The following is a 22,033-nucleotide window of genomic DNA, read 5'->3' on the forward strand; positions in this document are numbered from 1 at the left end:
TCGGAGGTCCGGGATGACAACACTCTGGAAGAACTGTCACATCGCAAGCATGGCGCAAGGCAAATACTCGATCATCGAGAATGCCGCCATCGTGACCTCTGGAGAGTTCATCCACTGGATCGGACCTCAGGATCAGTTCGCTGAGTCGGGTTTCAGCCAGACCGTGGACCTGGGCGGCGCCTGGGTCACACCCGGCTTCATCGATTGCCACACGCATATCGTGTTCGGCGGCAATCGCAGCGGTGAATTCGAGCAGCGTCTGCAAGGTGTCAGCTATGCGCAGATCGCGGCGGCGGGCGGCGGTATCGCCAGCACCGTGCGGGCAACCCGGGCGGCCAGCGAGGACGAACTGTTCGCCAGCGCCGAACGGCGCCTGAAGCATCTGCTCAAGGACGGCGTGACCAGTGTGGAGATCAAGTCCGGTTACGGCCTGGATCTGCACAACGAACGCAAGATCCTGCAAGTGATCCGGCGCCTGGGCAACACCTTGCCGGTCAGCGTGCGCAGCACCTGTCTGGCAGCTCACGCCCTGCCCCCGGAATACGCCGACCGCGCCGACGATTACATCCAGCACATCTGCAACGAGATGCTCCCGGCGCTGGCCAGCGAAGGCCTGGTGGATGCGGTGGATGCGTTCTGTGAATACCTGGCGTTTTCACCGGCCCAGGTCGAGCAGGTGTTCATCACAGCAAAACAACTGGGGCTGCCGGTAAAACTGCACGCCGAACAGCTGTCTTCCCTTGGCGGCTCAAGCCTTGCGGCGCGTTATCAGGCCTTGTCGGCGGATCATCTGGAGTTCATGAACGAAGACGACGCCATTGCCATGGCCGCTGCCGGAACTGTCGCCGTACTGCTGCCGGGCGCCTATTACTTTCTGCGCGAAACCCAGCTACCACCGATGGACGCCCTGCGCAGGCATGGCGTGCCTATCGCCATCGCCACCGACATGAACCCCGGCACTTCACCAGGCCTGTCGCTGCGCCTGATGCTGAACATGGCTTGTACCCTGTTCCGCATGACACCCGAAGAAGCGCTGGCGGGCGTCACCCTGAATGCCGCAAAGGCGCTGGGCATGGAGACAACCCATGGCTCGCTGGAGGTCGGCAAGGTAGCCGATTTCGTCGCCTGGAACATCGAGCGGCCTGCCGATCTGGCTTACTGGCTGGGCGGCGATCTGGATAAACGCATCGTGCGCCACGGCGTCGAATCATCGATCTGAAGGAGAGCCCTGTGGATAACGTTCTGACATTCAAGCGTGGCCGAGTCCCACTGCTGATCAGCATGCCTCATGCGGGCCTGACGCTGACTCCGACTGTCGAAGCCGGTCTGGTGGACGAAGCCTTGAGCCTGCCCGATACCGACTGGCACATCCCGCGCCTGTACGACTTCGCCGCCGAACTGGGCGCCAGCACCCTGGCTGCCGAGTATTCACGCTTCGTCATCGATCTCAACCGGCCGCCCGACGACCAACCGCTGTATGCCGGTGCTACGACCGGGCTGTTTCCCTCGATCCTGTTCGACGGCGTACCGCTGTTCAAGGACGGCCAGGAACCCGGCGCAGAAGAACGGGCCAGCTATCTGCAACAGATCTGGATGCCTTACCACCAGACGCTGGAGCAGGAACTGCAACGCCTGCGCGACGAATTCGGCTATGCGTTGCTGTTCGATGCCCACTCCATCCGCGGCCATGTTCCGCACCTGTTCGACGGGCGCCTGCCGGATTTCAACCTTGGCACCTTCAACGGCGCCAGTTGTGACGTCGAGCTGGCAAGCCGGCTGGAAAGCGTATGTGCTGCGGCCAGCAATTACAGCCATGTACTCAACGGACGCTTCAAGGGCGGGCATATCACCCGCCATTACGGCAACCCGGCCAATAACATCCATGCCGTGCAGCTGGAACTGGCGCAGAGCACCTACATGGAAGAGTTCGCGCCCTTCCATTACCGCCCGGACCTTGCAGCACCGACCCGGGAAGTCTTGCAGGCCTTGCTGGAAACCTTTGTTGCCTGGGGGCAGGAGCGGTTTGGCTGATGGCTTTGGGAGGCAGCTTGCTGGCGCAGAGTGGGTGACGTTCATTGACCCTGTCGCCGGCAAGCCGCCTCTCACATCATTACCTGCCATACGGCAGCGCCCCAATCCTGCTCACTTCTTGAGCAAGCGCAACCCGTTGAACACCACCAGCAAACTCACGCCCATATCGGCAAACACCGCCATCCACATGGTCGCGAACCCGGCAAAGGTGATGCCCAGGAAGAACACCTTGGTAACCAGCGCCAGCGCGATGTTCTGCTTGAGGATCACCGAAGCATTGCGTGACAGGCGGATAAACGCCGGAATCTTGCGCAGATCGTCGTCCATCAGGGCGACATCGGCGGTTTCAATCGCCGTATCGGTGCCCGCCGCAGCCATGGCGAATCCAATCTCCGCACGGGCCAGCGCCGGGGCATCGTTGATGCCGTCGCCAACCATCCCGACCCGGTGATTGCGTGCATACAGCTCTTCAATCGCCTGCAACTTATCCACAGGCAGCAGATTGCCCCGCGCCTGATCGATCCCGACCTGGCTGGCGATGGCCCTGGCAGTGTGTGGGTTGTCGCCGGTCAGCATCAGAGTCTTGACCCCGAGCTCATGCAACTGGGCAATCGCTTCGCGGCTGCTGTCCTTGACCGTGTCGGCCACGGCGAACAGCGCCAGCGGACCCGAACTGTCGAGTAACAGCACCACAGTCTTGCCCTGCACTTCCAGCGCATCGAGCCTGGCTTCCAGCTCCGGCGAACACAGCCCCAGCTCCTCAACCAGACGGTGGTTGCCCAGATGATAAAGCTGGCCATTGATCTCGCCTTTCACACCGCGCCCCGGCAATGCCTCGAAAGACGTGACCTCATGCAGGCCCTGATCCTGCCCGGCAGCCTTGGCTATCGCCTGGGAAACCGGGTGATCGGAACGACCGGCCAGACTGGCGGCAATAGCCGCTGCACTGTCTGCAACGGTCACATCCAGCGGCAGATAGTCGGTTTGTACCGGCTTGCCGTGAGTGATGGTGCCGGTCTTGTCGAGAGCCAGGTAATCGAGCTTTTCGCCCATTTCCAGATAAACGCCACCCTTGATCAGGATGCCCTTGCGCGCTGCGGCAGCCAGACCGCTGACGATGGTCACCGGAGTGGAAATCACCAGCGCACACGGGCAAGCCACCACCAGCAATACCAGCGCCCGATAGATCCAGTCGAACCATGCGCCGCCCAGAAACAGCGGCGCGACCAGCGCCACGGCCAGCGCGGTCAGGAATACCAGCGGGGTGTAGATTCGTGAAAAGCTGTCGACGAAACGCTGGGTCGGTGCCCGTGCGCCCTGAGCCGCTTCCACCGCATGAATGATCCGCGCCAGAGTGGAATGACTGGCCGCAGCCGTCACCCGGTATTCCAGCGAACCGGACTGGTTGATGGTCCCGGCAAATACCTTGTCGCCCACGGTCTTTTCCACAGGCAGGCTTTCCCCGGTAATCGGTGCCTGATCGATGGTCGAGTTACCCGCAACCACCTCGCCATCCAGACCGACCCGCTCGCCAGGCCTAATCCGTACGATAGCGCCCAGCTCGACGCTTTTAACCTCAATTTCGACCCAACTGCCGTCACTCTGCCGGACGGTCGCCACATCCGGCGTCAACTGCATAAGGCCGCTGATAGCGTTGCGGGCACGGTCCAGAGACTTGGCTTCGATCAGCTCGGCCACCGTGAACAGGAACATCACCATCGCCGCTTCAGGCCATTGGCCAATCAGCACCGCACCGGTCACCGCAATGCTCATCAAGGCATTGATGTTAAGGTTGAAGTTCTTGAGGGCGATCCAGCCCTTTTTGTAGGTCGCCAGACCGCAACTGAAGATCGAAATCAGTGCCAGCAACGCCACGACCCAGGTCGGGCCAAGCTGAGCGAAATGGACGATTTCCGCACCCAGCGCCATCACACCGGACAGCGCCAGCGGCCACCAGGGCTTTTTCGGCGCAGGCGTGGCAGGTGCATCCTGACTCGCCCCCTCCTCCAGCAATTCAGCCTGCATGCCCAGCGAGCCAATCGCCTCGCGAATCGGCTCAGTGGTCGGCAGCTCATGCCAGACACCGAGGATGCGATTGATCAGGTTGAACTCCAGCTTGTGCACACCGGACATCTTGCCCAGCTTGTTCTGGATCAGGGTCTGCTCGGTCGGACAGTCCATCTGTTCGATACGAAAACGGCTCAGATGCCCGCCGGCCTCGGGCGCCTCGTCAAAGGTGACCGTGGCAGGTGCGGCTGCGCCGGAACAGCATGAATGCGCATGCCCGCCGTGCTGCTCGTCCTTGTGCTGATCGTGCCTGGGGGAAACGTCTGTAATCTGGCCCATGGGGTTCACTCCGGGATCTACTTGTTGCCAAGTGAACACCCTGTAGCCACTATAGGGTCAAGCGCTCATACGAGATGAAACAGATGAAGATCGGCGAACTGGCAAAGTTGACGGACTCTCAGGTTGAAACCATTCGTTATTACGAGCGCGAAGGCCTGCTGCCTGCACCGGCCCGCAGCGACGGCAATTACCGGCTGTACACCCAGGCACATGTGGAACGGCTGTCATTCATCCGCAACTGCCGCAGCCTGGACATGACCCTGGAAGAAATCCGCAGCCTGCTCAAACTGCGCGACAGCCCACAGGACCAGTGCGAAAGCGTCAATGCGCTGGTCGACGAACATATTGAACACGTCAATGCACGCATAGCCAGCCTGCAAGTCTTGCAGGAACAGCTACTGGACCTGCGGCGGCGTTGCGGCGACGGGAGAGCGGACCATTGCGGGATTCTGGAACGCCTTGAAGTGACCGGCGCAGTGACAACGGCCGAAGGCGAGCCATCGCATGTGGGAAAGAGTCATGGGCACTGACTGAAGCTTCTTGAAGGGCTGGATTCGCAGGTGTGCGCGCCTGGACAGCGGGTGATCTCCAACAAAACACACACAAACAAAAACGCCCCCGGCCTTTCGACCGGGGGCGTTTTCATTCAGCCGGGCTTAAATCAAGCCTTGGCTTTCTTGGCAGCGCGGGTACGCTCGCTTTCGTCGAGGATCTTCTTGCGAAGACGGATCGACTTTGGAGTGACTTCACACAGCTCGTCGTCCTGGATGAATTCCAGAGCCTGCTCAAGGGTGAACTTGACAGGTGGAACCAGAGCGATGGTTTCGTCTTTACCCGAAGCACGCATGTTGTCGAGCTTCTTGCCTTTGGTTGGGTTCACACCCAGGTCGTTGTCACGGCTGTTCAGGCCGACGATTTGACCACCGTAGATTTCCTGACCGTGCTCAACGAACAGCTTGCCGCGAGCCTGCAGGGTTTCCAGGGAGTAGGTCAGCGCCTTGCCGGTTTCAACCGAAACCAGAACGCCGTTCTGACGGCCGGACATGTCGCCGGACTTCATCACGTCGTAACGGTCGAAGATCGAGGTCAGGATGCCTGCACCGGAGGTCAGGGTCAGGAACTCGTTACGGAAACCGATCAGGCCACGAGCCGGAATGTTGTACTCAAGGCGAACACGGCCTTTGCCATCCGGAACCATGTTGGTCAGGTCGCCTTTACGCAGACCCATTTGCTCCATGATCGCGCCCTGGGATTCTTCCGGCAGGTCGATGGTGACGTTTTCGTACGGTTCGTGCTTCACGTCGTCTACACGACGAATGATCACTTCCGGACGGCCTACGGCCATTTCGAAGCCTTCGCGACGCATGGTTTCGATCAGAACCGAGAGGTGCAGCTCACCACGGCCGGAAACCTTGAACTTGTCAGCCGAGTCGCCTTCTTCAACGCGCAGAGCAACGTTGTACAGCAGCTCCTTGTCCAGACGCTCCTTGATGTTACGGCTGGTCACGAACTTGCCTTCTTTACCGCAGAAAGGCGAATCGTTTACCTGGAAGGTCATGGAAACGGTTGGCTCGTCAACGGTCAGCGGCTTCATCGCTTCAACGTTGTTTGGATCGCAAAGAGTGTCGGAGATGAACAGCTCTTCAAAGCCGCTGATGCAGACGATGTCGCCGGCAGCTGCTTCTTCAACGTCTACACGGTGCAGACCGTGGTGACCCATCAGCTTCAGGATACGGCCGTTGCGCTTCTTGCCATCAACGTCGATTGCAACAACCGGAGTGTTCGGCTTGACGCGACCACGAGCGATACGGCCAACACCGATAACACCCAGGAAGCTGTTGTAGTCCAGAGCGGAGATTTGCATCTGGAACGGACCGTCACGGTCAACCGACGGCGCAGGTACGTTGTCGACGATCGACTGGTACAGCGGGGTCATGTCTTCAGCCATTTCGGTGTGGTCCAGACCGGCAATACCGTTCAGGGCCGAGGCGTAGACGACTTTGAAGTCCAGCTGTTCTTCGGTGGCACCCAGGTTGTCGAACAGGTCGAAGATCTGGTCCAGAACCCAGTCAGGACGCGCGCCCGGACGGTCAACCTTGTTGATGACCACGATTGGACGCAGGCCGGCTTCAAAAGCCTTCTTGGTCACGAAACGGGTTTGCGGCATAGGGCCGTCTTGAGCGTCGACCAGCAGCAGAACGGAGTCGACCATCGACATCACGCGCTCTACTTCACCACCGAAGTCGGCGTGGCCCGGGGTGTCCACGATGTTGATGTGGTAGCCGTTCCAGTTGATCGCGGTGTTTTTCGCGAGAATGGTAATACCGCGCTCTTTTTCCTGGTCGTTGGAGTCCATTACGCGCTCGTCGTTGAGCTCGTTACGCTCCAGAGTGCCGGACTGACGCAGAAGTTTGTCTACCAGGGTGGTCTTGCCATGGTCAACGTGAGCAATGATTGCGATGTTACGTAGATTTTCGATCACTTGTGTATCTCGATCAGAGGATTCGGTGAGCTGACTGGTGTCAGACAGCAATTACTTTGAGTCGGCAAAAGCCGTTACGGCTTGACGACGGGTGTCGGGGGGCCGGTGACGCAAGCCACAGGCAAACAGCCCCGGGCACTTAGCTCGGTCGATAAACGCGCACATTGGCATGCCCCTCACTGAGCAAATGGTGAGCATGCAGGCGACTCATGACGCCTTTGTCGCAATACAACAGGTACTGGCGCGTGTTATCCAGTTCCTTGAAGCGGCTGTTCAATGCATAGAACGGCAGCGCCTGTATCTCTACGCCCGGCACATCCAGCGGCAGGTCTTCCTGAGCATCCGGGTGACGGATGTCGATGATGACCTGACCAGCCAGGGCCTGGCTGACTTCTTCTATTTCGACACTCTGGCTGAGATCGTCGATCACCCGATCGATGGTCACCAGCCTGGCACGTTCGAGCGCACGCTCCAGAACCGCCATGTCGAACTGCTTCTCTTCATACTCAACGCGGTTACGCTTGGCGCTGGTCTTGGGGTTGACCGAAATCACCCCGCAATATTCAGGCATGTGCCGGGCAAACTCGGCCGTACCGATTTCAGTCGCCAGATCGACGATGTCCTGCTTGTGGCTGGTAATCAGCGGGCGCAGTACCAGCTTGTCGGTGGCCGAATCGATCAGCGAAAGATTGGGCAGCGTCTGGCTGGACACCTGGGAAATCGCTTCGCCGGTCACCAGTACATCGATTTCCAGGCGGTCGGCAACAGATGAGGCAGCGCGTAACATCATACGCTTCAAAACTACACCCATATGACTGTTATCGACTTTCTGCAGAATTTCTCCCAGAACTTCCTCGAAAGGCACGCTGACGAACAGCACTCGCTGGGAGCTGCCGTACTTCTTCCAGATGAAGTGGGCGACTTCCATCACGCCCAGTTCATGGGCACGACCGCCCAGATTGAAGAAGCAGAAATGTGCCATGAGGCCGCGTCGCATGATCTGGTAGGCCGCCACGGTCGAATCGAAGCCACCGGACATCAGCACCAGTGTCTGCTCCAGCGCACCGAGCGGATAACCGCCCATGCCCTGATGCTGGTCATGAATGACGAACAACCGCTGGTCGCGAATTTCCATGCGCACCACCAGTTCAGGCTTGCGCAGCTCGATTCCGGCAGCGCCGCATTGCATGCGCAACTTGCTGCCGACGTACTTCTCGACATCCATGGAGCTGAAATCATGGCGCCCGGCACGCTTGCAGCGCACCGAGAACATCTTGCCGGGCAGCAGGTCACCGTAATGCATCCGGCACTTGGCAACGATGTCGTCCAGATCACCCAGCGGGTACTCGGCCACCTGCAGGAAATTGGCGATGCCCGGCATGCAGCTCAGGCGTTCGGTGATGCCCTGCAGGACTTTTGCATCGGTCAGCCTGGTTTCGACCTCAAGGTTGTCCCAAACCCCACCCACGACAATGTCCGCGTCCAGATCACGAAGCACGGTACGAATGTTCTTGGCCAGCTGGCGGATGAACTTCTTGCGCACCGGCGGGCTTTTGATGGTGATTTCGGGAAAAACTTTAACGATTAGTTTCATGGAAACGGTACGTGAGGTGCCGGCCGAAAAAGGGGGGCGCGGATTATAGCGGAAATTGCTCAAGGTTTAACCAGTTATCGCACTACCAATCATCGATGCACCAAAAAAGAACGAAGCACCATTTTTGAGCACCATAAAAGTGCGCGTTTTTGTCGACAAATCCATTTTTGCCCCGGAAAAGCCTCTGTTTGAGGCAAAAAACCCAACTCGGGGCACTGGCATGCAAATTGCTCCCTTGTGAGGCAGATTGCCTTGGCAGAGTATTCGCGCCGGCATCACCCAAATTTAAAGGGCCCCAACCATAACTCGGCCCTTAGCCACCCCGGAGGACACCATGTCGAAGTCGGTTCAACTCATCAAAGATCATGACGTTAAATGGATTGATCTGCGCTTCACGGACACTAAAGGTACACAGCACCACGTGACCATGCCGGCTCGCGATGCGCTGGAAGACGACTTCTTTGAAGTCGGCAAGATGTTCGACGGTTCCTCCATCTCTGGCTGGAAAGGCATCGAAGCCTCCGACATGATCCTGCTGCCGGACGACGAAACCGCAGTTCTGGACCCGTTCACCGAAGAACCGACCCTGATCCTGGTTTGCGACATCATCGAACCTTCGACCATGCAAGGTTACGACCGCGACCCACGCGCCATCGCTCACCGCGCCGAGGAATACCTGAAGTCCACCGGTATCGGTGACACCGTGTTTGCCGGTCCGGAGCCAGAGTTCTTCATCTTCGACGAAGTGAAGTTCAAGTCCGACATTTCCGGTTCCATGTTCAAGATCTACTCCGAGCAAGGTTCGTGGATGTCCGACCAGGACGTGGAAGGCGGCAACAAAGGCCACCGTCCAGGCATCAAAGGTGGTTACTTCCCGGTTCCGCCGTTTGACCACGACCACGAAATCCGCACCGCAATGTGCAACGCCCTGGAAGAAATGGGCCAGACCGTGGAAGTTCACCACCACGAAGTGGCAACTGCCGGCCAGAACGAAATCGGCGTGAAATTCAACACGCTGGTTAAAAAGGCTGACGAAGTTCAGACCCTGAAATACGTGGTCCACAACGTTGCCGACGCTTACGGCCGCACCGCTACCTTCATGCCGAAGCCTCTGTACGGCGATAACGGTTCGGGTATGCACGTACACATGTCCATCGCCAAAGATGGCAAGAACACCTTCGCTGGCGAAGGCTATGCCGGCCTGTCCGACACCGCCCTGTACTTCATCGGCGGCATCATCAAGCACGGTAAGGCCCTGAACGGCTTCACCAACCCGGCTACCAACTCCTACAAGCGTCTGGTACCAGGCTTTGAAGCCCCGGTAATGCTGGCCTACTCGGCTCGCAACCGTTCCGCTTCGATCCGTATTCCTTACGTCTCCAGCCCACGTGGCCGTCGTATCGAAGCACGCTTCCCGGATCCGGCAGCCAACCCGTACCTGGCGTTCGCTGCACTGTTGATGGCTGGCCTGGACGGTATCCAGAACAAGATCCACCCTGGCGATGCAGCTGACAAGAACCTGTATGACCTGCCGCCTGAAGAGGCCAAAGAGATCCCACAAGTTTGCGGCAGCCTGAAAGAAGCCCTGGAAGAGCTGGACAAGGGTCGTGCGTTCCTGACCAAAGGCGGCGTTTTCAGCGACGACTTCATCGACGCTTACATCGCCCTGAAAAGCGAAGAAGAAATCAAGGTACGTACCTTCGTACACCCACTGGAATACGAGCTGTACTACAGCTGCTAATCCAGTCGCGCCAGCGTTGATGGCGTAATGAGGCCTCCTTCGGGAGGCCTTTTTTATGCTCGCAGGTAATACATATCTAACCCCTTTCAGTCGGCCCTTTGCGGGAATCTTGCGCCTTCGCTTGGAAAACACTCCATTTCAGAGTCGAGGCGCCCATGCACATCAAAACCCTGATATCCGCTACCTGCCTGCTATTCGCCTGCGGTATCGCCTTCGCCGACAGCCCCACTGGCAACCAGGACAGTCCCAGCGCGCAAGTGCTGCTCAAGAGCACCCGGTCGTGGGATGGCACGCCATACAGGAGCTACCCCGCAACCCAACCGGAACTGAGCATTCTCAAGATAACCATTCCGGCCAATACGACCCTGCCATGGCACCGGCATCCGGTTCCGAACGCCGCCTACGTGCTTTCCGGCGAGCTGGAAGTACAGGCCAGGGACGGCAGCAAATCCATACTCATCAAAGCAGGTGACACCCTGGCCGAAATGGTGGATATCATGCACCGCGGCAAGACCGGCAATACTCCGGTCGAACTGGTTGTGTTCTATGCTGGAGCCGTCGGAACACCGTTATCCCAGTAATGCGGCAGCGGGATGCCCTGCCTTCGTCCTGTCATCGGAGCCTTCATGCGTCTTTGCCTTATCTGCCTGCTGCTGTTGACCACCTGGCCGGCCGTTGCGCAGATCTACAAATACACCGACGCCAATGGCAATACGGCTTACAGCAACCAGCCACCGGACGGCACGAAGGCCGAAGCCGTCGTGCTGCCGCCGCTCAATAGCGTCGATACTTCAACAATGCAAAGAAACAGCGCTCCTGCGCCTCAAGAGCAGCGGGAAGTCCAACAGCAGCCATCGGCTTTCTATCAGACCCTGGAACTGACCGACCTGCCGACCGATGAAGCGCTGCGCGCCAATAACGGCACCTTCACCATCGGTGTGAGGATTCAGCCTCGCCTGCAACAGCCTCATCAGTTGCAATTGCTGGTAGACGGCAATCCTTACGGGCAGCCGTCCAATGTGCCGCGCCTGCAGGTGGTAAACATCGACCGCGGCGAGCACAGCTTTGCCGTGGTGGTGAAAAGCGGTGAGCACATCGTCCAGCAAAGCCCGACCATCACCCTGACCGTGCAGCGCGTCCATGTCGGTCGGCCTTGAGATGCGCGTCATGTTTGGTTTGCTGGCGTGCCTGTTGCTGCTGTCGGCCCAGCCTGCCGTAGCGGAGGTCTATACCTACATCGATGCCAACGGCAACCGGGTGTTCACCGATCAGCCGCACAAGAATGCCAAGCGTGTGGAGATTCCGCCGAGCAACAACATGACCGGCACACCACCGCCTCGCACCCGGCAGGCAATACCGGCGAAACCCGGGGTCAAGATGATGTTTCGCTATCAGTTGCTACGGGTTCTGGCCCCCGAGCCGGACGGAACGGTGCGCAGCACAAGCGGTGAAGTGATCGTGACCGTCACCAGCGAACCGGCCCTGCAGCCCGGCCATGGCTATCGCCTGTTGCTCGATGGGCAACCGGTAGGTCAGCCCGGACGCAGCCCGGTATTCCCGCTGAACAATATCGACCGTGGCACGCATCAGCTGTCGGTCGAGATAGTCGATGAGTCTGGCCGCGTACTGGAAAAAACCCCCAACCAGCCCTTCCATATGCTGCGTATCTCGCTGGCGCAGAAACGCACCGCCAATCCCTGCAAACCCGGCGAGTACGGTGTACGTCCCGAATGTCCACTCAAGGACAAGCCCAAAGAGGAAAGCAGCATCCTGCCTTTTTTCTAGGCAGGAAAACACATCCCGCCCACAAGGCACCTTAATGGTGCATGATTCTCTCCGCTACGCTTCAAGACAGCCCAATCTGGTTCAGGAATGACTGTCGGGTGGCGCTTTATGCGGGCACAGATCCCAAAAAAGCCCTGATTTTGCGAATTAAGCGCTTCTTTTCGGAGCCTTGGTTTGGTTCTTGCAACTTCACTGACACAGCACCCCATAAAGCACCGTATCAGTGGCTTTGCTGATGCTGGCCAGGACGGCTCGGCTCCTGCACCTCCGCGATTGCAATGTGCCAAAAGAGGTCACCAAGATTCATGACTATCAGCGACGCGCTGCACCGTTTGTTACTGGACAACCTGACCACTGCCACCATTCTGCTCAATGCCGACCTGCGCCTTGAGTACATGAACCCGGCAGCGGAAATGCTGCTGGCCATCAGTGGCCAGCGCAGTCATGGGCAATTCATCAGCGAACTGTTCACCGAATCCGCCGAAGCACTTAGTTCGCTTCGTCAGGCCGTGGAACAGGCTCACCCCTTCACCAAACGTGAAGCCATGCTGACCGCGCTGACCGGCCAGACCCTGACCGTCGACTATGCGGTAACACCGATTCTCAACAAGGGCGTCACCCTGCTGTTGCTGGAAGTCCATCCTCGTGATCGCCTGCTGCGCATCACCAAGGAAGAGGCCCAGTTATCCAAGCAGGAAACCACCAAGATGCTGGTGCGTGGCCTGGCTCACGAAATCAAGAACCCGCTCGGCGGCATTCGCGGCGCGGCGCAGTTGCTGTCCCGCGAGTTGCCTGAAGAAAGCCTCAAGGACTACACCAACGTCATCATCGAAGAAGCCGATCGCCTGCGTAATCTGGTGGACCGGATGCTTGGCTCCAACAAGCTGCCTTCACTGGCCATGACCAATGTGCATGAAGTGCTTGAGCGGGTCTGCAGCCTGGTCGAAGCCGAAAGCCAGGGATGCATCACTTTGGTGCGCGACTACGATCCAAGTATTCCCGACGTCCTGATCGACCGTGAACAAATGATTCAGGCGGTACTCAATATCGTGCGTAACGCCATGCAGGCCATCAGTGGCCAGAACGAATTACGCCTGGGGCGCATCACCCTGCGCACCCGCGCCATGCGCCAGTTCACCATCGGCCACATTCGGCACCGACTGGTGAGCAAGATCGAAATCATCGATAACGGCCCCGGTATTCCGGCCGAGCTTCAGGAAACCATTTTCTACCCCATGGTCAGTGGCCGCCCGGATGGTACGGGACTCGGACTTGCCATTACCCAGAACATCATTAGCCAGCACCAGGGACTGATCGAATGTGAGAGCCATACTGGCCACACCACTTTCTCGATCTTCCTGCCGCTGGAACAAGGAGCCGCTTCGACATGAGCCGTAGTGAAACTGTCTGGATCGTAGATGACGATCGTTCCATCCGCTGGGTACTGGAAAAGGCTCTGCAACAGGAAGGCATGACCACACAAAGCTTCGATAGCGCGGATGGGGTGATGAGTCGCCTGGCCCGTCAACAACCGGACGTGATCATTTCCGATATCCGCATGCCGGGCGCCAGTGGCCTTGATCTGCTGGCGCGAATTCGCGAGCAGCATCCGCGTCTGCCGGTGATCATCATGACCGCCCACTCGGACCTGGACAGCGCCGTAGCCTCTTACCAGGGCGGTGCGTTCGAGTACCTGCCCAAGCCGTTCGACGTCGACGAAGCCGTCTCGCTGGTCAAGCGCGCCAACCAGCACGCTCAGGAACAGCAAGGTCTGGACGTCGCGCCAACCCTGACCCGCACCCCGGAAATCATTGGTGAAGCGCCAGCGATGCAGGAAGTGTTTCGCGCCATCGGGCGTTTGAGCCACTCCAACATCACCGTGCTGATCAATGGTGAATCGGGTACCGGCAAGGAACTGGTCGCCCACGCCCTGCATCGCCACAGCCCGCGTTCGGCTTCGCCGTTCATCGCGCTGAACATGGCTGCGATTCCCAAGGACCTGATGGAATCGGAACTGTTTGGCCATGAAAAAGGCGCCTTTACCGGCGCGGCCAACCTGCGGCGCGGCCGCTTCGAGCAGGCCGATGGCGGCACACTGTTCCTCGATGAAATCGGTGACATGCCGGCCGATACCCAGACCCGTCTGTTGCGGGTGCTGGCTGACGGCGAGTTCTACCGGGTTGGCGGTCATACGCCGGTCAAGGTCGACGTGCGCATCATCGCTGCGACTCACCAGAACCTGGAAACCCTGGTGCAGGCCGGCAAGTTCCGCGAGGACTTGTTCCATCGCCTGAACGTGATCCGCATTCACATTCCGCGCATGTCGGACCGCCGCGAAGACATTCCGACCCTGGCCAGGCACTTCCTGAGCCGTGCCGCGCAGGAACTGGCGGTGGAACCCAAGCTGCTCAAGGCAGAAACCGAGGAATACCTCAAGCACCTGCCATGGCCGGGTAACGTCCGCCAACTGGAAAACACCTGCCGCTGGATCACGGTCATGGCTTCGGGCCGTGAAGTGCATATCAGCGACCTGCCGCCAGAGCTATTGAGCCTGCCGCAAGACGCCGCGCCGGTGACCAACTGGGAACAGGCATTGCGCCAGTGGGCCGACCAGGCCTTGTCGCGTGGGCAATCCAGCCTGCTGGACAGCGCCGTACCGACCTTCGAGCGCATCATGATCGAAACCGCCCTCAAGCACACTGCCGGTCGCCGTCGCGATGCTGCCGTGCTGCTGGGCTGGGGCCGCAATACCTTGACCCGCAAGATCAAGGAATTGGGCATGAAGGTCGATGGCGGGGATGACGATGAGGGGGATGAAGGCTAAATCCCCCTATGGGAGCGGGTTCATTCGCGAATGGATTTTTCGCGAATGAATTCGCTCTACGTGGCCAATGATGGCTTCTCCCAGAGATTGATCCCGCCTTCCACTGCAAACCGGTCGATTTCGGCCAGCTCTTCACGGCTGAACTCAAGGTTCTTCAGCGCACCGACGTTCTCGATGATCTGTTCCGGGCGACTCGCGCCGATCAGCGCCGAGGTGACGCGCGGATCGCGCAGGGTCCAGGCCAGGGCCATCTGCGCCAGGCTCTGACCACGCCGTTTGGCGATCTCGTTGAGCGCCCGCACATGAGCGATGTTCTGCTCGGACAAATGCGCCGCCTGTAACGAACCGCCACCCGGACGGTTGACCCGCGCATCCTGCGGTACGCCATTGAGGTACTTGTCCGACAGTAATCCCTGCGCCAGAGCGGTAAAGGCAATCACACCGGCACCCAGTTCTTCGGTGCTGTCGAGCAGGTCTTTCTCGACCCAGCGATTGAGCAGGTTGTAGGCCGGTTGATGGATCAACAGCGGCACTTTCCACTCTTTCAGCAGCGCGGCGATTTCCCGGGTTTTCGAGCCGGAATAGGAAGAAATACCGATGTACAACGCCTTGCCCTGCTGCACGGCAGTCGCCAGTGCGCTCGCGGTTTCTTCCAGCGGTGTGTCCGGGTCGAAGCGGTGAGAATAGAAGATATCCACATAATCGAGGCCCAGGCGCTGCAGGCTCTGATCGAGGCTGGCCAGGACGTATTTGCGTGATCCGCCGCCCTGTCCGTAAGGACCTGGCCACATGTCCCAGCCCGCCTTGGTGGAGATGATCAGTTCATCGCGGTATTGCTTGAAGTCTTCGCGCAGCAAGCGTCCGAAATTGATTTCGGCACTGCCATACGGTGGGCCATAGTTGTTGGCCAGATCGAAATGGTTGATGCCCAGATCGAAGGCCGTGCGCAGCATGGCGCGCTGGGTGTCGATGGGCGTGCTGTCACCGAAGTTGTGCCACAGCCCGAGCGACAGGGCTGGCAATAACAGACCGCTGCGGCCCGTGCGGCGATAAGGCATGTCGTTGTAACGGTTTTCGGCAGCGATGTAGGTCATTGAGTCCTCTCTTGTTGGGTATTCGGTCTGTCGCGAATGTGTGAGGTGTTACTCGCGACGCCAGACAGCCTGCTGTACATCGACCCGCTTGGGCACCAATCGGTTCTCGTAGAACAGATCGGCGGTGGCCTGTTGCGCGCGGATAATCTGCGGTGTGATCGGCAAGCTGGGCGATTCAGGACGATGATCGATGTACTGACCGATCACCGCTTCAGGAAGGCCCATGCTGCGCGACAGAATCCCGATACTCTCGGCACGCTGGCTGCGAGTCAAGGCATCCGCCGCGCTCAGTTCGTTCAAGACCTGCTCAATGAAATCGCCATTACTCTCGGCATAGGCCCGGCGAGCCGTGTAGATCGGGCCGGACAAGCCAAGCCCTTCACCATTGGCCAGGACGTGGCTGTGCCCTTCGTTCAGAGCAATGGAGTAATAAGGGTCCCAGATGGCCCAGGCATCGACACTGCCGTTCTCAAAGGCGGCACGGGCATCGGCGGGAGTCAGGTAGATCGGCTGGATATCCTTGAAACTCAGCCCGGCCTTGTTCAAGGCGCGCAGCACCAGGTTGTGTGCACTGGAGCCTTTCTGCAGGGCGACCTTGCGGCCTTTCAGATCGGCCACGCTCTTGAACGGGCTGTCATTGCGCACCAGAATGGTTTCGGCCTGAGGCTTGGCCGGTTCGGCACCTATGTACACCAGATCCGCGCCTGCCACCTGAGCGAAGATCGGCGGGATATCGCCGGTCGAAGCAATATCCAGACTGCCGATATTCAAGGCCTCAAGCATCTGCGGCCCGGCCGGAAACTCGATCCACTTGACCTGAGTGTTGGCGAAACGCTTCTCCAGCAAGCCATGTTCCTTGGCCAATACCAGAGTAATGGAGCCTTTCTGGTAACCGATGCGCAACGTGTCCGGCTCCTGGGCCGAAGCGCTGTTGAGTACTCCGCACAGGCTCAATACAGCAGCAATCAAAGCCAGTGGTCTCATGGGTATTTTCCTTGTAATGCCTGTAGGAGCGAATTTATTCGCGAGGGGCCGGTACACCCGAAGAAAATGTGTCGCCGGGAACACCTTCTCGCGAATGAATTCGCTCCTACAGGGCAGTGATCATTCAAATCGGTTCGACGGGCGTTTCAGCCCCAGGTTTTCCCGCAGGGTCGGGCCTTCGTATTCGGTACGGAACAGACCACGACGCTGCAACTCGGGCACCAGCAGGCGCGCCACATCCTCAAGGCCTCCCGGCAAATGCGGCACCAGCACGTTGAAGCCATCGGCCGCGCCCTGCTCGAACCATGTTTGCAGCTCATCGGCAATCTGTACTGGCGTGCCGATCAGGCTGTAATGCCCTCGCCCACCTGCAATGCGCCGTCCAAGCTGCGCCAGGTTCAGGTTTTCCTTGTCGGCCAGTTCAGTCAGCAACTGCTGCCGGCTGCGCTGGCCACTGTCGGTCAGCGGCAACTCCGGCAGCGGCCCATCCAGTGGATAACCCGACAGATCGAAATTGCCCAGCATGCGCCCCAACAGCGCCACGCCGACATGCGGGTCGACCAGATCCTGGAACGACTCGAATTTGGCCTGGGCCTGGGCTTCGGTTTCAGCCACGACGATAAACACACCGGGCATGATTTTCAGGGAATCGGTACTGCGTCCATAAGCTTTCAGCCGCCCTTTCAGATCGGCATAAAACGCCTGGGCGCTGGTCAGCGAAGTCTGCGCGGTGAACACCACTTCCGCGGTTTGCGCCGCCAGATCCCGTCCGACTTCCGAAGAGCCCGCCTGTACTACAACCGGCTGGCCTTGCGGAGAGCGCGCCACGTTCAGTGGGCCTTTGACCTTGAAGTGCTCGCCATGATGGTCGAGCACGTGCAGCCTGGCCGGGTCGTAATACTCACCGCTGGCCTTGTCGCGGATAAAGGCATCGTCCGCCCAGCTGTCCCAGAGCCCGGTCACCACGTGATGAAACTCTCGCGCCCGGCTGTAACGCTCGGCGTGCCCGACATGTTCCTCACGACCGAAATTCTGCGCTTCGGCGGCGGCATCGGAGGTCACCAGATTCCAGCCGGCCCGCCCGCCGGACAGATGATCCAGCGAAGCGAACTTGCGAGCCACGTGATAAGGCTCGTTATAGGTGGTGGTCGCCGTGGCGATCAGGCCGATGTTCTCGGTCACCGCGCTCAGGGCCGAGAGCAGCGTCAGCGGCTCGAAATGATCGGAGCGCGCCATATGGCTGGCGATATCGCCCGTGGGAGCCGCAACACTGTCGGCCACGAACAGCGCATCGAACTTCGCCTCTTCTGCCACCCTGGCCAGATGCTTGTAGTGCTTGAAATCCAGCCCGGCATTGGCCGGGACATCCGGATGACGCCATGCCGCGACATGGTGCCCGGTAGCCATTAGAAATGCGCCGAGCTTCAACTGACGAGCAGACTTGCTCATAACCAACTCCTTACCGATTCATTGAGGGTTGTTGCACGCAACGGCTCAAAAATCCTTACGCAACTGCACACCGAAATAACGCTCGTCATCACGCGGCACCGAGCGGTAGACATAGTTGCCACCGGTGGCCAGCATCGGTGAGTACGACTTGTCGGCCAGGTTCTTGCCCAACAGCGCGACACGCCAGCCGGCGTTGTAATCCGCCAGGGCAACACTCGCGTTCCAGATGCCATAGGCGCCTTGTTTGGTGTCGACGTTCTGGCTGATGTCGTACTGCACTTCGCTTTGCCAGCTGTAATCGGTGCCCAGCTCGATATCCAGGCCGTTATCCAGTGGAATGGTGTAATCGGCACGCACGTAGCTTTTCCAGTCCGGGCTGTATGGCAGGGTCTTGCCATCGACGTTGCAGGACGCCGCCGCACCGGCCGGGCAGGCGAAGCTGTCGATACGGGCCCGGGTATAGGCCAGGGCACCGGAGATTTTCAGATTGTTGGTGGCCTGCAACGCATAGTCGAGCTCGACGCCCTCGGACTTGACGCTGCCCGCGTTGATCAGGCGCGTCACCACTTGCCCGGCGACGCTGTCGAAGAAGTTGGCCTGGTAGTTGTCGTATTCGCTGTGGAACACCGCCAGGTTGGTCGTCAGACGATTGTTCCAGGAGTTGGCCTTGATACCGACTTCCCAGGTATTCGAGGTTTCCGGCTTGAGTGCATCGGTGTCGCGCGGCTGCATGTTGAAGAACACGTTATAGGCCGGGCCTTTGTAGCCTCGCGAGTAAGTGACATAGGTGGTCACGTCATCAGTGAGGTCGTACTGCAGGCCGAGACGACCGGATTTGCCGTCTTCGTCCACAGAGCCGGAACTGCTGGTCGCCGGCTGGATGCCGCTGACCGTGGTAGCCGAGGTCGACACACGACGATGATCGTATTCCAGCTTGTCGTGGGTCCAGCGCAGGCCGGCGATGGCGCGGAAGTCCGGCGTGAAGTTGAAGGTGGTCTCACCAAATACCGAATAGCTTTCGCTGGTGGTGCTGTAATCGGCAACGCCACGATCCTGGCTGGTCGGTGTGATCAGGGTGCGCTGATAGGTTTCATCGCTCTTGCCGTGCATGTAGAACAGGCCGCCGACGTATTCCACGAACTCGCCTTTTGGCGAAGCCAGGCGCAATTCCTGCGAATACTGGTTGTATTCAAGTTCGCCCTTGTCCTGGGTGCCAGGGAACGCTGCGGTAATGGTGCCGAGACGGTCGCCATCCTGATACTGGGTGTTGTCCCAGCCACGCCAGGCGGTGATGGAAGTCAGGGTGAAATCGCCCAGCTTCCAGTCCAGTTGGCCGGACAGACCTTTGTTGATGTCGTCCACATGGCTGCGGTAATCGCTGATCACATCGCGGTTATCACTGTCGGCGCGCACCGGCGACAAGGCGTTGCTGAATGCGGGCGTCAGCGATTTGCTGACCACACCGTTGGGCGCGTCGTCATGGGCTTCCATGTAATCGGCGGCCAGGGTGAAAGTGATGTCGTCATTGGGCGTGAACTCCAGCTTGCCGCGCGCGCCTTTGCGGTTGTAACCGTTCACTTCCTGGCCGTTGAGCTTGTTGTCGACGTTGCCGTCGTAGCTGCCGAACAGCGTCGTGATCGAGCCCTTGAGGGTTTGCGGAATCAGGCTGCCGCCAATGCCGAAACGCGTGCGACTTTCGTTGCCGCTGAAATACGACTGCTCGATGTAGCCGTGAGTCTCTTCGGTGGGCGCCTTGGTGACGATGTTCAGTACACCGGCCGAAGCGTTCTTGCCGAACAGCGTGCCCTGCGGGCCGCGCAGGACTTCGATGCGCTCCAGGTCCAGCAGATCAAGGGTAGCCTGGCCCGGACGGCCGAGCACCACACCATCGATGACCGTTGCCACGGTAGGCTCGACACCCGGTGATGTGGAGATCGTGCCCACCCCCCGAATGAACAACGAAGTGTCCTTGTTGGAAGCCCCGGTTCTGAAATTCAGGGTCGGAACCTGCTGCACGATGCTGGCAACACCATTACGGTTATCACGCTCCAGTTGCTCACCCTCCACTACGGAGACCGCAACCGGCACCTTCTGCAATGACTCTTCGCGGCGCGTGGCGGTAACGGTGACCGCCTTGAGCGTTGGCGCCTCGGCGTTCTGCGTGGCCTCGGTTGCAGCCATCGCCGGAGCCAGCGGCATGGCCGCCAGGCTCATCAGCAACATGCCACAACGACGTCCCCGCGCCGTATTCGCCTGATCGATGGCTTGCGCCAGAAGGTTGTGTTTGACGCGATCCCCAAGTGTTGTGTGCATCTACGTGCCTGCCTGATATGTGCCTTGGTCGGCCAGTGCCTGAGCACTGACGTCGGAAATTGCTGGCTAAACCGGGTCCGGGCATTCGCGGTAGCGAGTAGCAGACAAACCATCTTGTTAGCGCTAACATCGCCAGTATCAGTAACTGGCACATAGATCGTCCAATACTGAAAAATTACTTTTATATTCTTTTTTCTTTTATACGAAGTGACCGTTCATGGCCGATGACCTTCCTGTGACACGCAAACGCCGGGGCGCAGGTCGCGTGACCATCAATGCCGTGGCCCGGCAGGCAGGGGTTTCGGCGATTACCGTATCGCGTTATTTCAACCAGCCGGATCAGGTTTCACCCGAACTGCGCGAGCGCATCGCTGCGGCGGTCAATGAGCTGGGTTATGTCCCCAATCTGGTGGCGGGCGGTCTGGCATCGGCGCGCAGCCGGGTGGTCGCCATGGTGATGCCCAACATCTCCGGCCCGATCTTCGCCAACACCATCCAGGGTTTCAGCGACACCTTGAGCCAGCACGGTTTCCAGCTATTGCTGGCCTCCAGCTACTTCTCTACCGAGCAGGAAGAAAGCGCGGTGCGGGCGTTCCTCGGCTGGTCACCGGCGGCCCTGGTGCTGACCAGCCGCTTTCACAGCGCCGCGACCGAGAAGATGATCGAGCAAGCCGATATTCCAGTCATTGAAACCTGGGACCACCAGCCTGAACGCAGCCCGATCCAGATCGGTTTCTCGCATTACCAGGTCGGAGTTACGGCCACCCGTTATCTGCACGGTAAAGGCTACCGGCGCATCGCTTTTGTACAGAACAGCATGGCCGGCGACTTCAGCGCTCTGGAGCGCCGCGACGGCTACCGAGCCACGCTTGAAACGTTCGGCCTGCAGCCCTGGGTGTTCGTCCCGGATGCAGGACTCGCGCCTTTCGAGGCCGGCAAACAGGCGATGCATACGCTCATGAGCGGCCCGGTCAGACCTGACGCCATCTTCTTCGCCAACGACAACCTCGCCGCTGGCGGATTGCTCGCCAGCCAGCGTGCCGGGCTGCGGATACCGGAGGATTGTGCGGTCATGGGTTTTGGCGATTACGCCTTCGCAGAAATGATGATGCCCAGCCTCAGCACCATCAAACCACCCGCCCTGGAAATCGGCCTGCTGGCCGCACAGCGCGTTCTGGAAAGCCTGGGCGTGTTGCCGCTGGAAGGCGAAATAGAACGGCTGAACCTGCTCGATTGCAGCCTGGTGGAGCGGGAAAGTACCTGAACTATCGGCAGTAGGACCGGATTTATCCGGGAAGACATTCTTTCTGGCGACGCAGGTTCTGTGAATATACGGACCTCCTCCCGGATAAGCGGAACGCCGCCCGATCCTGTCCCACATGCTGCCTGT

17 protein-coding genes are annotated in these 22,033 nt (G+C 59.2%); 10 read left to right on the forward strand and 7 right to left on the reverse strand.

Annotation, left to right across the window (positions count from 1 at the left end; translation table 11 throughout):
* The first annotated feature begins 13 nt into the window (after nucleotides 1-13).
* Nucleotides 14-1,219: an imidazolonepropionase gene (gene hutI, locus ALQ04_RS20855; RefSeq protein ID WP_122317633.1), complete on the forward strand. Its 1,206-nt coding sequence runs from the start codon at nucleotides 14-16 to the stop codon at nucleotides 1,217-1,219.
* 11 nt (nucleotides 1,220-1,230) lie between these two features.
* Nucleotides 1,231-2,031, forward strand: a complete 801-nt coding sequence (gene hutG, locus ALQ04_RS20860) for an N-formylglutamate deformylase (protein ID WP_122317634.1) — start codon at nucleotides 1,231-1,233, stop codon at nucleotides 2,029-2,031.
* 111 nt (nucleotides 2,032-2,142) lie between these two features.
* On the opposite strand, the gene ALQ04_RS20865 is transcribed toward hutG, so the two are convergent.
* Nucleotides 2,143-4,377 (reverse strand): heavy metal translocating P-type ATPase, encoded by a 2,235-nt coding sequence (locus ALQ04_RS20865; protein ID WP_122317635.1) that lies wholly within the window; start codon nucleotides 4,375-4,377, stop codon nucleotides 2,143-2,145.
* Between the two features lie 83 nt (nucleotides 4,378-4,460).
* Between ALQ04_RS20865 and cadR the strand changes: the two genes are divergently transcribed.
* Complete coding sequence (cadR, locus tag ALQ04_RS20870; protein ID WP_122317769.1) at nucleotides 4,461-4,907, forward strand: Cd(II)/Pb(II)-responsive transcriptional regulator; 447 nt, start codon at nucleotides 4,461-4,463, stop codon at nucleotides 4,905-4,907.
* Between the two features lie 131 nt (nucleotides 4,908-5,038).
* Here cadR and typA read toward each other — a convergent pair whose 3' ends face one another.
* Entirely contained in the window at nucleotides 5,039-6,859 is a 1,821-nt protein-coding gene (gene typA / locus ALQ04_RS20875; protein WP_122317636.1) for a translational GTPase TypA, read from the reverse strand.
* A 139-nt stretch (nucleotides 6,860-6,998) separates the two neighbouring features.
* The gene (thiI, locus tag ALQ04_RS20880; RefSeq protein ID WP_122317637.1) at nucleotides 6,999-8,453 is read right to left on the reverse strand and encodes a tRNA uracil 4-sulfurtransferase ThiI; all 1,455 of its coding nucleotides are present in this window, start codon (nucleotides 8,451-8,453) and stop codon (nucleotides 6,999-7,001) included.
* Nucleotides 8,454-8,787: 334 nt separating this feature from the next.
* On the opposite strand from thiI, the gene glnA reads away from it, so the two are divergent.
* The 6 genes from glnA (at nucleotide 8,788) to ntrC (ending at nucleotide 14,803) form a co-directional block, all read left to right on the forward strand.
* A complete protein-coding gene (glnA, locus tag ALQ04_RS20890; protein WP_122317639.1) occupies nucleotides 8,788-10,194 on the forward strand; it encodes a glutamate--ammonia ligase in 1,407 nt (468 codons plus the stop codon).
* Between the two features lie 155 nt (nucleotides 10,195-10,349).
* A complete protein-coding gene (locus ALQ04_RS20895) occupies nucleotides 10,350-10,775 on the forward strand; it encodes a cupin domain-containing protein (RefSeq protein ID WP_122317640.1) in 426 nt (141 codons plus the stop codon).
* Between the two features lie 45 nt (nucleotides 10,776-10,820).
* Complete coding sequence (locus ALQ04_RS20900; RefSeq protein ID WP_122317770.1) at nucleotides 10,821-11,351, forward strand: DUF4124 domain-containing protein; 531 nt, start codon at nucleotides 10,821-10,823, stop codon at nucleotides 11,349-11,351.
* 10 nt (nucleotides 11,352-11,361) lie between these two features.
* Nucleotides 11,362-11,979 carry a DUF4124 domain-containing protein gene (locus tag ALQ04_RS20905; protein ID WP_122317771.1) on the forward strand — a complete coding sequence of 206 codons (618 nt, stop codon included), beginning with the start codon at nucleotides 11,362-11,364 and terminating at the stop codon, nucleotides 11,977-11,979.
* Nucleotides 11,980-12,284: 305 nt separating this feature from the next.
* On the forward strand, nucleotides 12,285-13,370 hold the full coding sequence (gene glnL / locus ALQ04_RS20915) for a nitrogen regulation protein NR(II) (protein ID WP_122317641.1): 1,086 nt from the start codon (nucleotides 12,285-12,287) through the stop codon (nucleotides 13,368-13,370).
* Nucleotides 13,367-14,803 (forward strand): nitrogen regulation protein NR(I), encoded by a 1,437-nt coding sequence (gene ntrC, locus ALQ04_RS20920; protein ID WP_122317642.1) that lies wholly within the window; start codon nucleotides 13,367-13,369, stop codon nucleotides 14,801-14,803. The genes glnL and ntrC overlap by 4 nt, the downstream gene beginning before the upstream one ends.
* A gap of 56 nt (nucleotides 14,804-14,859) precedes the next feature.
* On the opposite strand, the gene mgrA is transcribed toward ntrC, so the two are convergent.
* The 4 genes from mgrA to ALQ04_RS20940 all read right to left on the reverse strand — a co-directional run bounded on the left by mgrA (nucleotide 14,860) and on the right by ALQ04_RS20940 (nucleotide 20,643).
* Nucleotides 14,860-15,897 carry an L-glyceraldehyde 3-phosphate reductase gene (mgrA, locus tag ALQ04_RS20925; RefSeq protein ID WP_122317643.1) on the reverse strand — a complete coding sequence of 346 codons (1,038 nt, stop codon included), beginning with the start codon at nucleotides 15,895-15,897 and terminating at the stop codon, nucleotides 14,860-14,862.
* A gap of 48 nt (nucleotides 15,898-15,945) precedes the next feature.
* Nucleotides 15,946-16,881, reverse strand: a complete 936-nt coding sequence (locus ALQ04_RS20930) for a sulfonate ABC transporter substrate-binding protein (RefSeq protein WP_122317644.1) — start codon at nucleotides 16,879-16,881, stop codon at nucleotides 15,946-15,948.
* Between the two features lie 120 nt (nucleotides 16,882-17,001).
* Nucleotides 17,002-18,330: an LLM class flavin-dependent oxidoreductase gene (locus ALQ04_RS20935; protein ID WP_122317645.1), complete on the reverse strand. Its 1,329-nt coding sequence runs from the start codon at nucleotides 18,328-18,330 to the stop codon at nucleotides 17,002-17,004.
* A gap of 45 nt (nucleotides 18,331-18,375) precedes the next feature.
* Nucleotides 18,376-20,643 (reverse strand): TonB-dependent receptor, encoded by a 2,268-nt coding sequence (locus ALQ04_RS20940; RefSeq protein WP_122317646.1) that lies wholly within the window; start codon nucleotides 20,641-20,643, stop codon nucleotides 18,376-18,378.
* 217 nt (nucleotides 20,644-20,860) lie between these two features.
* On the opposite strand from ALQ04_RS20940, the gene ALQ04_RS20945 reads away from it, so the two are divergent.
* Complete coding sequence (locus tag ALQ04_RS20945; RefSeq protein WP_122317647.1) at nucleotides 20,861-21,907, forward strand: LacI family DNA-binding transcriptional regulator; 1,047 nt, start codon at nucleotides 20,861-20,863, stop codon at nucleotides 21,905-21,907.
* Nucleotides 21,908-22,033 lie beyond the last annotated feature (126 nt).

The sequence above is a fragment of the Pseudomonas cichorii genome (genome assembly GCF_003700275.1).
In the GTDB taxonomy this organism is placed as follows: domain Bacteria; phylum Pseudomonadota; class Gammaproteobacteria; order Pseudomonadales; family Pseudomonadaceae; genus Aquipseudomonas; species Aquipseudomonas cichorii_B.